The sequence below is a fragment of the Methylobacterium sp. 001424705 genome (genome assembly GCF_059816145.1).
Map to the genome: position 1 here is coordinate 87,878 of NZ_JCBANU010000014.1, position 12,562 is coordinate 100,439.

5 protein-coding genes are annotated in these 12,562 nt (G+C 72.8%); 1 reads left to right on the plus strand and 4 read right to left on the minus strand.

Annotated elements, in window-relative coordinates; translation table 11 throughout:
• Window positions 1-26: 26 nt before the first annotated feature.
• The 4 genes from AC6EUL_RS12485 to AC6EUL_RS12500 all read right to left on the minus strand — a co-directional run bounded on the left by AC6EUL_RS12485 (window position 27) and on the right by AC6EUL_RS12500 (window position 10,928).
• Complete coding sequence (locus AC6EUL_RS12485; protein WP_056211660.1) at window positions 27-1,178, minus strand: sensor histidine kinase; 1,152 nt, start codon at window positions 1,176-1,178, stop codon at window positions 27-29.
• A 132-nt stretch (window positions 1,179-1,310) separates the two neighbouring features.
• A complete protein-coding gene (locus tag AC6EUL_RS12490; RefSeq protein WP_499870412.1) occupies window positions 1,311-3,161 on the minus strand; it encodes a potassium transporter Kup in 1,851 nt (616 codons plus the stop codon).
• Window positions 3,162-3,325: 164 nt separating this feature from the next.
• Window positions 3,326-5,344 carry a penicillin-binding protein 1C gene (gene pbpC / locus AC6EUL_RS12495; protein ID WP_499870414.1) on the minus strand — a complete coding sequence of 673 codons (2,019 nt, stop codon included), beginning with the start codon at window positions 5,342-5,344 and terminating at the stop codon, window positions 3,326-3,328.
• Window positions 5,345-5,552: 208 nt separating this feature from the next.
• The gene (locus AC6EUL_RS12500) at window positions 5,553-10,928 is read right to left on the minus strand and encodes an alpha-2-macroglobulin family protein (RefSeq protein WP_499870383.1); all 5,376 of its coding nucleotides are present in this window, start codon (window positions 10,926-10,928) and stop codon (window positions 5,553-5,555) included.
• Window positions 10,929-11,075: 147 nt separating this feature from the next.
• Here AC6EUL_RS12500 and AC6EUL_RS12505 point away from each other — a divergent pair, with 147 nt between their 5' ends.
• Window positions 11,076-12,560: a serine protease gene (locus AC6EUL_RS12505; protein WP_499870385.1), complete on the plus strand. Its 1,485-nt coding sequence runs from the start codon at window positions 11,076-11,078 to the stop codon at window positions 12,558-12,560.
• Window positions 12,561-12,562: the final 2 nt, after the last annotated feature.

The following is a 12,562-nucleotide window of genomic DNA, read 5'->3' on the forward strand; positions in this document are numbered from 1 at the left end:
CCGAGTCGCATCTCGACCCCGACGCCTCAGGCCACGGGCGCTACCCGCAGGGAGAAGTGTGCGCCCTGCACGTCCGGGGCGACCGCGAGGGCGCCCCCGAGCTGGCGGGCGAGGCTGTTGATGATGCGCATGCCGAGGCTGGCGCTGCGCGCCGCCGTGGGATCGAATCCGTCCGGAAGCCCGGCGCCGTCATCCTCCACCGCGAGGATCAGGCCGGCCGCCCCGTCGGGCCGGGCCTCGACCCGGATCTCGCCCTCGCCGTCCGCGTAGGCGTACTTGATCGCGTTGGTGACGAGTTCGTTGACGAAGAGGCCGAGGGGGATCGCGAGGTCGGCGGGGATGTTCATCCGCGCCGCGCGGCAGACGAGGCGGTGGCGCGGCGCGCTCTCCTGCAGCTTGGCGCAGAGGGCCTCGAGGAAGCCCGCGACGTCGATCGCCTCGAGGCTCGGCTGGCGCCAGAGCTGGTCGTGGACCTGGGCCACCGCCTCGACCCGGGTGCGGGCATCGGCGAGGGCGCTCTTCACGTCGTCGTTGTCGGAGCCCCGGGCCTGGAGCCCGAGAAAGCCCGCCACCACCGCGAGGCTGTTCTTCACCCGGTGGCTCATTTCCCGGGATAGGAGCTCCTGGCGCTCCAGGGCCGCCTTCAGCCGTGCCTCGGCCCGCTGGCGCTCGATGGCACCGCCGACGAGGTTGGCGAACCCCTGCATGAAGGCGATGTCGGCCTCCTCGAACTGGCCCTCGCGGGTGTCGTCCACCTCCAGCACGCCGTAATTGCCGTCACGGTTGGCGATCAGCACGTTGATCGCGCGGCGGATGCCGTGGTCGGCCATCAACTTCGGCGTGCGGAAGCGCGTCTCGTTCTCGAGATGGTTCGAGATCACGGGCCGGCCGGTCTTCAGGGCATAGCCCGCCGGCGAGGCGAGGTCGGCACCGATGATGGTGGTGCCCACCGCGTCCTCGGCCCAGCCCACACCGGCACAGACGAGGAGGCAATCCTGGTGCGGTTTGTATTCCAGCGCCTTGCAGAACTGCGCCTCCATGCCCTCGGCACAGAGTTCGGTGGCGCGCTGGAGCAGGGGCAGCAGCTCGGTGGCCCGCAGGGCTTCGACCCCGAAATCGGAGAGGATCGCCTGCTGCCGCAGGCGGATCGCCAGGGCCTTCGGCGCCAGTTCGGTCATCGCTACGCTACACGTCCCGGTTTCGGCGCGGCCGGGCCGCCCGTCCGCATGGCTCCCTTGTGCGACACCCGGAGCGCTGCCCGCAAGGTCATACAGCACGGTCCGCACGAGAGTTGATGGCCCGCGCCCGGCTCAGATCTCGATCTCGGTGCCGACCTCGACCAATTGCCGGGTCGGCACGCAGAAATGCGCGCCGGTGCGCTCGGCGTTGCGCAGGAGGAAGGCGTAGATCTCCTCCCGCCAGGTCGCCATGCCGCGCTGGTCGCTCTTCGGGATGATGGTCTCGTGCCCGATGAAAACCGTCAGATCCTCGAGGCACTCTGCCGGCAGGCGCTTGGCATCCACGGCGCAGCGGAGGCCGTCGGGCACCGAGGCATCCTCCATGAAGCCGTAGCGCAGGATCACGCGGGTGATGTCGGGCGTGATCGGGATGACCTCGGCGCGCTGATCGCGAGCGACGGCCGGCTCCTCCTCGTAGCGGGCGGTCACGATGAGGATGCGCTCGTGCAGGGCGTGGCTGCGCGCGACGAAGCGGGACAGGTGCAGCGGAATGGCGCTGGTGGCGGAGGACAGGAAAGCGGCGTTGCCCGGCAGGACGATCGGCGGATCGCGCCGGAGCTGCTCCAGGAATTCGACCTCGGGCTGGCGCAGGGCGACCCGGGCCGACTCGACGAGCTGGTTTCCTTTGCGCCAGGTGAGCATCAAGAACGCCACCACGGCCGCCAGCATCAGCGGAAACCAGCCGCCCTCGAACAGCTTCACGCTGTTGGCCCCAAGGAACACGAAGTCGATCGCCAGGAAGAACCCGTTCACCGCCAGCACGGCCACGGGGTTGTAGCCCCATTTCAGCGCCACGAGGGCGGCGAGCAGGGTGGTGATCGCCATCAGGGAGGCGACGGCGATGCCGTAGGCGCCGGCCAGGGCATCCGAGGAGCCGAAGACCAGGACCGCGCTCAGGGTGGCGGCGGCGAGCAGCCAGTTCACCATCGGCACGTAGATCTGTCCGCGCTCGTGCCGGGCGGTGTGGACCACCCGCATCGGAGGCAGGAAGCCGAGCTGAATCGACTGCTGGGTGAGCGAGAAGGCCCCCGAGATGATCGATTGCGAGGCGATCACGGTGGCGACCGTGGCGAGGCCGATCAGCGGATAATGCGCCCAGTCCGGGCTGAGGCGGTAGAACGGGTTCTCGATGGCGTCGGGCTCGACCAGGAGCAGCGCGCCCTGTCCGAAATAGTGGATCACCAGGGCCGGCAGCACGAGGCCGAACCACGAGGCGCGGATCGGGCCGGCTCCGAAATGCCCGAGATCGGCATACATCGCCTCGCCGCCGGTGACCGCGAGGAAGGCCGCGCCCAGCATGGCGAAGCTGACGTGCCAGCCCGCATGCGTCAGGAATTCGACGGCTTTGAGCGGGTTGAGAGCGGTCAGGATCTGCGGCGCATGCCAGATACCGCCGAGACCGAGCAGCGCCAGCACGACGAACCAGACGAACATCACCGGGCCGAAGATGCGGCCGATGAAGGCCACGCCTCGGCTCTGGACCAGGAACAGCCCGACCAGGATCAGCACCGTGATCGGCACGACGAAGCGCGACAAGGCCGGAGCCTCGACCTTCAGGCCCTCCACCGCGCTGAGCACCGAAATCGCCGGCGTGATCGCGCCGTCGCCGTAGAGGAGCGCGGCGCCGATGAGGCCGACCACGAGGAGAAGGCCGGCCCAGGAGCCGGGCTTGGCGTTCCGGGCTCCGAGCAGCGCCAGCATGGCGACGATGCCGCCCTCGCCGCGGTTGTCGGCGCGCAGGATCAGCACGGCGTACTTGATCGAGACGATGAGGATCAGGGACCACAGGATCAGCGAGACGGCCCCCGTCACCGCAATCGGAGTCGGGGGCGCCCCGGCACTCGCGGCGCGGACCGCCTCCTTGAAGGCGTAGAGGGGGGACGTGCCGATATCGCCGTAGACGATGCCGAGCGCCCCCAGCATCACCGCCGGGCGCAGGGCCGGCCGTCCCGAACGGGATTCCTCGTGGACCACGGGCACGCTCTCCGGCAACGGCGAAGGTTCGCTCTGCCGCTCGCAGGTAGGGGCGGCTGTCCGCCCGACCAGGGGCCGGGCCACCCTCCGGCGTGAAACCCCGGGCGGGGACGTCACTCGAGCCGGACCACGACGCTGTCGCTGGCGCCCGTGGCGTCCATCACGGAGATCCGCGCGAAGCCGGCACCGTCCGGAGCCCAAGCCGATTGTCGGCGCGCGCCCCCCGCCACCGGCAGGCCGTCGACCATCCAGGTCAGGGGCGGCACGCCGCCCAGCGCCTTCAGGGCGAGACGCGCCGACGATGCGGGATCGGGCTCCGACAGGCCCAGATCGATGCGGGCGCCGTCTGGCGGGTAGGCGATCTTCAGGGCGCCCCCCAGCGCCGCCGACAGGGTCTTGGGGATGTCGCGCCGGATGTGGCGTAGGGGCGGCGGCAGGCCGGCCGTGGTGGTCACCAGGGCGTCGCGCGGCATCGGCACGGAGTCGGGCTCGCCGCCGAAACGGGCGAAGGCATCGAACAAGATCGGGGCCGCCACCACCCGGCCGACGAGGCCCGGCACGGCATTGCCGTCCGGCCGTCCGACCCAGACCGCGAGGGTGATGCGCCGGTCAAACCCCACCGCCAGGGCATCCCGGTAGCCGTAGGAGGTGCCCGTCTTGTAGGCGAACCGGCCCGCCAGGGCATTCTCGGGCGGCGGCGCACCCCGAAGAATGTCGGCGACGTACCAGGCGGCGACGGCGTCCGTGATGCGGGCTTCCTGCGGCGGCGCGCCGGCCCCTCCGCCCGACGCCTCCCCGACGCGACGGGTCAGGTTCGGTACCAGCCCCTGCCGGGCGAGTCCGGAGAACAGGCGGGCGAGGTCGGTGAGGGTGATCCCGAGGCCGCCGAGCGCCACCGGCAGGCCCGGCGCGGTGTCGCGGGGCAGGTCGATGCGGCCGCCGGCGGCCCGCAGGCGGGCGATGAAGCGGGCGGGGCCGACCCCTTCCAGCAGGTCCACCGCCGGCACGTTCAGGGAGAGCTGGAGGGCGCGTCGCGCCGTCACGCTGCCCTGGTAGCCGAGGTCGAAGTTCTCGGGGGCGTAGGCCCCGGCAAAGCGCACCGGCCGGTCGTCGAGCTGCGTCTCGGGATGCGCCAGCCCGGTCTCGAAGGCGAGCGCGTAGATGAACGGCTTGAGGGCGGAGCCCGGCGAGCGGATCGCGCCCGTCATGTCGATGGCGCCGGCGCGACTCGCATCGAGGTAGCCGGGGCTGCCGACCTGGGCCAGAACCGCGCCCGTGCGGTTGTCCAGCACCAGGATGGCGGCCGAGATCCCGGGTCCCTGGGCGGCTGCGCGCTCGGCGGCCAGGGTTTCGAGGCTCGCCTGCAGGCGGCCGTCCAGGGTGAGGCGGATCGCCTGGGCACCCGGGTCGGCGGCATGGGCCGCCTCCGCCGCGTGGGCGGCGAGCATCGGGAAGGGTTTTCGCGCGGATGGCACCGGCTCGGCGCGGGCGGCCTCCGCCTCGGCCGCCGTGACGACGCCCTGAGCGGCGGCGATGGCGAGGACCCGGTCGCGGGCGCGCCGGGCCGCCTCGGGGAAGCGGTCGGGTCGCCGGGCTTCCGGCGCCTGCGGCAGAGCCACGAGGAGCGCGCTCTCGGCGAAGGTGAGCCGGGCCGGCTCGCGGCCGAAATACGCGAGGCTGGCGGCACGCAGGCCCTCGACCGGGCCGCCATAGGGTGCGAGCGCCAGGTAGAGGTCGAGCACCCCGTCCTTGCCGAGGCGACGCTCCAGCTGCACCGCCCGCACCATCTGGCGCAGCTTGGCGGCCAGGGAGCGCTGGGCCCGCGGCTCGACGAGGCGGGCCACCTGCATCGACAGGGTCGAGCCGCCCGAGACGATGCGGCCCGCCCCCAGCCATTGCCCCGCGGCCCGGAGGGTCGCCGCCGGATCGACGCCTGGATGGCTCGCGAAGCGCCGGTCCTCGTAGGCCGTGAGCATGGCGCGGAAGCGCGGATCGACCTGGGACCCGGTCACCGGCAGACGCCAGCGCCCGTCGGCGGTGGCGAAGGGGCGCAGCAGCCGCCCGTCGCGGTCGAGCACCACCGTCGAGCGGAGCCCGGCCGGGATCAGGTCGAGGGGCGGCAGGGTTTGGATGAAGTGCCAGAGAGCGAGGGTCGGGCCGAGACCGACAACGGCAAGGGCTGCGAGCGCGAGGCGCCGAAGTCCCCGCCCCGTTCCGGGGGCACTCGGAGTTTCACGGTCACGCGCACCGCGTCCCCCCCTCCACGAGGGGGACGCGGTGCGCCATGCCGTGCGCGCCCGATCGGACCGGAGAGGAGGGTCGCGGCCCGTATCCACGGCCCTACTTCGCGCTCACCGTCATCGAACCGAACCCCGTACGCCCGAAGCGCTCCGGCCGGTACATGTCCTCGATGGTGGCGGCTGGGTGAACGTAGGTGCCGGGCGAGACCGCCCGCACGGTGTAGGCGACCCGGAAGAAGGCCGATTGCTCGGGGGTGCGCTCGTAGGCGGCCACGAAGCGGTCGTCGCGGAACTCGGTGTGCACCGGCGCCACGTCGGACTTGGCGAAGGCGAGACCGGTGAGCGCATCGGCATCGAGGAGCTTCGGGTTGTCGATCTCCAGGCCGGCGGGCAGCCGGTCGACCAGGAGGAGGCGACCGGCGCTGGCCTTGGCCTCGGTCACGGTGAGCACCACCACGAGGCGGTCGTTCTGGTGGATTCCTTGCGCGAGATCCACCGGGGCGCCGTCGAGACGGTGATAGCGTCGCTCGATGGTGTAGCCGCGCGCCTCGGCCGGCTCGGGAGCGATCGGATTGCCGCTGACGCTGACCACCGCCTGCACGGGCTGGGTGCCGGCATTGACCAGGGTGACGGGTTTCCCCTTCAGGGCGGCGGCGCGGTAGCGGCGCGCCAGAGCACCGCTCTGCGGTTTACCGTCTAGGGTGAAGCGGAGGTTGTCGGAATCCGCGCTCAGGCCCTCGGCGGCCAGCACCATCCAGGCCTCCTCCTGCGTGCTGGTCGGCCGGCCGGCGGCCCGCTCGGCCGCGATGATGGCACCGAGCGGCTTGACGCTGTCGCGGGCAAGCCCCGTCTCGGCGGCCAGCGCCAGCAAGCCCGCGCTGTCGCGCAGGCGCGAGCCGTAATCCGGCCGGTAGGCCGAGGTCGTGGAAGCCGCCTCCCGGAAACCGGCCAGCGCCGAGGCGAAGGCTTTCGCCGCCCGGCCCCGGTCCCCCAACAACGCCAGGGCCGCCGCGATCTGTCCGCGCGCGAGGGGCGTCGCGAACGCGGCCAGCTTGGTGTCGACGAGGTAGCGCAGGTCGCCCATCACCGGGCGGCCGTTGCGGGCGAGCACGTAGGCGGCGTAGGCGATGTCCATGCCGCCGTCGCCGACCTCGGTGGTGTTGGCCACCGCGTTGCGCAGGCGGTCGAGGGCATTGGCGAAGGCGGTCTGGGGCACGGCGAACCCGCGCTCCCGGGCCCGGGTCAGGAAGTCGGTGACGTAGGCGTTGAGCCAGGTGTCGCTGGCGCCATCCGTGGACCACAGGCCGAAATCGCCGGCCGCGTTCTGGCGGCCGAGCACCCGCTCGATCGCCTGGCGCACGCGCTCGTCGGCCTTGTCGAGGCCGAGCGGATCCTGACCGAGCTGATCTTGCGCCGCGAGGCGGTGGACGTAGAGGAGCGGCATCGCCCGGCTCACCGTCTGCTCGGAGCAGCCGTAGGCATAGCGGTCGAGGGACTGGAGGAGCGCCGGCACGTCGATGCCGGCGAGATTCGAGGCTGAGAGCGAGACCGTGCCGGTGCCGGGCAGGATGTCGGCAAGGAGCTCGTCGGAGAGGTGCAACGCCGCGCCGGGTTCGAGGGTCTCCACGGAGCGGCGGGCGAGCGCCCCCGTGCCGGGACCGATGGTCAGGGCGAAACTCTGGCCGACGCCCTCGGGCAGTCCGGGGCCGCTGAGCGTGAGGTCGATCCGCGACGGGCCCGGCCCGGCAGCGGTGATGGGAATGACGAGGCCCCCCCTGGCGCCCGCCTCCAGCCGCAGGGTCTTGTGCAGGGCCTCGGCACCGACCAACACCGAGCCGGTCAGGTCGAGATCCACGGTGTAGTCGCCGGCCGGCCCCTCGACATTGTCGATGGCGACGTGGACGCGCGAGCGATCGCCGACATTGAGGAAACGCGGCAGGGTGCCGGTGACGATCACGGGATCGCGGATGATCACGTCGGCCTGGGCGGCGCCCACCTTCGCGCGACTCCAGGCGGTGACCATCACCCGGCCGGTGCCGTTGAAGGACGGCAGGGGGAAGCTGACGCTGGCACGGCCGTCGGGTCCGACGGCGATCGGCCCGGAATAGAGCGCCAGCGGCGCCTGGGTCGGCGGCGAATCGGCGAGTTCGGCTGCAGCCCCGTCGCCGCCGGAGCGGATGGCGCCGAGCGTCCCCTGCATGCCGTCGATCAGGTATCCGTAGAGGTCGCGGATCTCCGGGCCGAGGGCCTTCTGGCCGAAGAAGTAGCCGAACGGGTTCGGTGCCTCGTAGCGGGTGAGGTTGAGGATGCCGACATCCACCAGCGCGACGGTGACCCGCGCCTCCTCGCCGGCTCGCAGGCCGGCGAGCTGGATCGGCAGGGTCAGGGTCTCGCGCGGACGGACCTTCGCCGGCGCGTCGAGCGTGACGCCGAGATTGCGGCTGTCCCGGTCGACCCCGAACCACGCGACACCGAGCGCACGGCCCGGCAGGCGCTTGGCCGCCTGGTCCAGGGGCCGGTAGGCGGTGGCCACGAGGTAGGCGCCCGAGCCCCACTCGGCCTTCACGGGGATGTCGATGGTGGCACCGGCGGCCGGCACGTCGACGGTGAGGAGCGCGTGCAGCTTGTCGCTGACGACGGCCAGCGTCGCCTGTCCCTTGAACGTCGGCTGCAGCCGCGCGTGCAGCGTCTCGCCGGTGGCGTAGGCCGCCTTGTCCAGGCGCAGGTCGAGGAGGTCCGGCACGTCCGCCGTCTCGCCCCCGCTCCAGCCCACTGTGAAGGTCACGCTCGCGGTGGCGGCCGGGCGACCGGGCACGCTCGCCTCCAGCCGGTAGGTGCCGTAGCTCACTGTGGCGCTGACGCGGCCCGGCGCGGCGGGGGTCAGGTCGAGACGGCCATCGGCGACGCGGCGGGTGCTGGTCACCGGCTCGTAGGACCAGCGCCCCCCCTCGCGGTACCATTGATAGTTCTTCTCGACGCGCTGGAGCGTCCAGGCTACGTTCCCCTGCGCCAGGCGCCGGCCGTCGGGAGCGGCCATGACCACGTCGAAGCCGGCGACGCCGCCCTCGGTGAGGTCGCCGGCAAAGCCCTTGCGGATGGCGAGCACCGGCGCGTCGGGCAGGATCGGCAGGGTCAGGCTGCGGCTCAGCGCCCGCCCGCCGGGCTCGCCCACCTGCAGGGTGATCTTCGCCTCGACGGGGCGCGGGGCGGCGAGCGTCTGGACCGGGACGACGAGCCGGGCCCTGCCGGCCGCATCGGTGGTGGCGCGGGCGTCGATCTCCGCCGAGGCGGCCTCCACCCGCTCGTCGTCGAGGCCGACCGAGAAGCCCTCCAGGCCCTGGATCCCGCTGCCCGCCGCCTGTTGGACCAGGACGGTACCGGAAACCTCGAGCCCGGCGCCCGGCGCGCCGTAGAGGTAGCGCGCCGCCACGTCGATCGTGGCGGGCGCACCCCTGGTCAGGCTCGGCGTCGCGCTCGAGAGCGTCACGTCGAGGCGCTCGGGGACGTAATCCTCCACGAGGAAGCTCGCCTCGCCGATGGCCGGCGCCTTGGGGTCTGTGTAGGCCGCCACCCGCCAGGTGCCGTGCTGCGCGCCGGCCAGAAGGGGCAGCGCCAGGGCGCGTCCGCCGAGGCCTGCATCCGCCACCTGGGCGCGGCGGTACTCGACGCCGTCGGGACGCTTGACCACCAGGGTCAGAAGAATTTCCGGCACGGCGGCGCCCTGTGCATCGCGCAGCAGGCCGGTGAGGTTCACGGTCTCGCCCGAGCGGTAGACCCCGCGCTCGGGAAACACGTAGGCCTCGACGGCGCCGGGCTGGGGCCGGCCCTTCACGCCGCGATCCGTGAGGTCGAAGGCCGACTGGCCGAGATCGAGGAAGCCGTAATCGTCGCCGATCTGCGCCACCACGAGGCCCGGTGCGGTGCCCCCCTCCCCGCGGGCGAGGCCCGACGCGAAGGCGGCGTGGCCTTGGCCGTCGGTCTTCGCCGTGGCCAGGACCTCGTTGTTGCGCGCCACCAGCCGGATCTCGGCACCGGTCAGCACGTCGGCCGAGGCCAGCGAGCGGGCGAAGACGTGGACGCCGTCGCGGCCCTTGAAGGCGGTGAGGCCGAGATCCGAGACCACGAACCATTGCGTCGCCTGCTGCTCGTAGCCGCCCTCCTCGTCGGTGGACGCCGTGGCTCCCGCGGGTTGGGCCACCATGATGTAGATGCCGGCTTCCAGCTTGCCGACCGCCTGGAGCACCGGGAAGGCGGTGACGGCCTCCTGGTTCAGCTCGGCCTTGGCCGTGTCGAGGACGCCCTTCCAGACGCGCCGACCCTTCTGGTCGGCGATGGTCCGCGCCGTCGTCCCGTTGAGCTGGGACAGGAAGTCCTCGGCCCGCAGCGACGGCAGCAGCCCCCGGTCACCGACGCGCAAGACCTCAACGTCGATCTTGGCCGCGTTGATCGAAACCAGAGGCACGCCGGCCTGACCGGTGCGGGGCAGGACGTAGTTGCGCCCGGTAAAGCGGACCTGGGGCGAGCGGTCCCGGACATAGATCTCGTAATCGGAAGCCTTGAGCAGGGTCTCCCCAGCGCCGGAGGGCAGCCCGGAGCGGACCACGAAGGCGTAGCGCTCGCCGTGCTTGAGCCCGTCGACGCAGATCTGCTGGCCGGTGCCAGTGACGGCGGCGTTGGCTGCGCCGGAGACGGCGATGAAGGGCGTGAAGTCGGTCTTGGCCGCGACGCCTTCCGAGAACTGGAAGCAGACGCGCGGCGCGGCAGCGTCCGAATCGACGGTGTAGTTGAGGATGCGGAAGCCGTGCTCGGCGCGAAGGCCCTCGTAGGTCGCACGCACGTCCGCGTCGTCGGCGAGCGCCAGGCTGGCGCGGTAGGCCTCGAGCGACGGGCGCCACTCCGATTCGGCGGCATAGACCTCGCCCAGCGTCGCGAGCGCCTCGGCCTCGACCGCTCCGGCACTCGCCCGCAGATAGCCCTGGTAGGCAGCGGCCCGCGCGTTGCGGCGCAGGCGCAGACGGCCTGCGTAGTCACCGGTCTGCTCGTCGCTGCCGACCGCGCTGGCGGCGCGCGCATAGGCCAGCCAGTTCGCCGGCTCGCCGGGTTCGCTCGCCACGGCGAGGCCGAGGGGCTTCAGGGCATCCGCCGGCGTCTCGGCTTCCACCAGGGCCTCGCCCTCGGCCCGCGCCTTCGCGGCGGATCGGGTATCGGACCGGGGATTCCCCACCTCGGCCTTCAGGGTCGCTTCGAGGCGGACACCGTCGCTGGCGAGGTCTTCGCGCACGAAGCTCTTGGCGGCGGACGGCCTCGGCGAGACCTTGGCAGCGGGGCGCGTCGTCGGCGACTGGGCTTGCCCTTGGGCCTGCCCCTGCGCCTGGACGGGGAGGGCCAGAAGCCCGGCGATCGTGAGGACCTGCACGAGGCCAGAGAGTCCGACCACAGATCGGGGCGAGCGCCCGTATCCGGATGATCCCGCCATGCTTCCACCCCGTTCTCTGGAGGCCGGCCCGTCGCACCGGTCCCGCGCGGAACCGTAGCACTTCGCGCATCGGCCGCAACGGCCTGGAATTCGGGCGCGGGCTCTGCCACACCGGACGGGTTCTCGCGGGGGAGACGCGACTCGGCCATGATGCGACGCGATCGGACCACCCGGGGCCTGACCGGGTTCGTGCTGGCCCTGGCGGCGAGCGCGGCCTCCGCCCAGACGCCGCCGGCACCGAGCCCCGGCGCATCGAGATCCGCCATACCGAGACCCGCCATACCGATGCCGATCCCGTCGACGCCCGCCGCATCGGCGCCCGCGCGGGCGAAGCCGGCTGCGCCCGATCCCGCCTTCGAGGCGGCACGGAGCCTGTTCGAGGCCCTGCCGGAGGCCGAGCGCAAGGGGCTGCAGGACGCCCTGGTCTGGACCGGCGACTACAACAGCCTGGTCAACGGCACGTTCGGGCGGCGCAGCTACGAGGCGCTTCAGGCGCATGCCCGACGAACCGGCGGAGCGGGGCTGCCGGACGCGGCCGGACGCGCCGCCCTCCTCAAGGAGGGGGCCGCGGCGCGCGCGGCCGCCCGATTCGCCGTGAAGCCGGACCCGGCCAGCGGCGTCGTGCTCGGCGTGCCCGAGCGCATCCTATCGAAGCGCACGCCCCAGCCCGGGGGCACCCGCTGGCAGAGCGCCGACGGGCGCATCACGCTGGAGACGAAATCCTATCCGCCCGGCGAGACCGGGCTGGAGGCGGTCTTCGCCCGCATCACCGCCCCAGGGCCCGACCGGCGGGTGACCTACAAGCTCCTGAGACCCGACTTCCTGGTGGTGACCGCCGAGACCGGGACCGGCAAATCCTACATCCGCTACGCCGCCGGCGAGGCGGGCCTGCGCGGCCTCACCCTCGGCTACGACAAGGCCCTGTCCGGGGAGGTCGACCGCCTCGCCATCGCCATCGCCAACAGCTTCGTGCCCTTCCCCGAAACGGCCCCCGCCTCGGCACCGGCTCCGGCCGCGACGGCCGTTCCGTCATCGAGCCTGCCGCCCGTCGCAGGCAGCCGGCCGGCCCCAGTCGCGACGGGCCTGGTCGTGGCGCCGGGACGGGTGCTTACCAGCGCAGCGGCGCTGGTGGACTGCCGGGCACCGGTGGTCGCGGGCCTGCCGACGCGGGCGAGCCCTGGCAGCACCGCCGATCTGATGCTGCTGGAAACGGCTCTGCTCCCCGGCCGGACGGAACGCACGCCGGCCCTGCACGCCGGCGCCCTCACCGAGGGCGAGGCCGTGGTGGCGTTGGCCGTCGATGCCGAGGGGGGCGTCGTGGTGGCGCCGGGCCGCTCCGAGCCGGGCGGGGCGCGCGTCGCCGCGCCGCTGCAGCCCGGCGCCGGCGGCGCTCCGGTTCTGAACCGCGCCGGTGCGCTCGCGGGCCTCGTCGCGACGGTTCAGAAACAGCCCCGCCTGATCGCGGGGGTCATGCCGCCTGCGAGCTACAGGCTCGTCCCGGCCGACGCGCTCGCGGCCTTCCTCGGCGCTGCGGGCTTGCGGACAGCGCCTTCGCCGAAGGCGGCCGGCACGCTGGGCGCAGCCGCCGCGACCCTGGTGGGCGCGGTGGTGGCCATCACGTGCCAGCCGTGAGC

Bases quoted from the DNA above. Each gene is read 5' to 3' on its own strand.
- AC6EUL_RS12485 (WP_056211660.1), bottom strand. From the start codon at position 1,178: ATGACCGAACTGGCGCCGAAGGCCCTGGCGATCCGCCTGCGGCAGCAG.
- AC6EUL_RS12500 (WP_499870383.1), bottom strand. From the start codon at position 10,928: ATGGCGGGATCATCCGGATACGGGCGCTCGCCCCGATCTGTGGTCGGA.
- AC6EUL_RS12505 (WP_499870385.1), top strand. From the start codon at position 11,076: ATGATGCGACGCGATCGGACCACCCGGGGCCTGACCGGGTTCGTGCTG.
- AC6EUL_RS12490 (WP_499870412.1), bottom strand. From the start codon at position 3,161: ATGCTGGGGGCGCTCGGCATCGTCTACGGCGATATCGGCACGTCCCCC.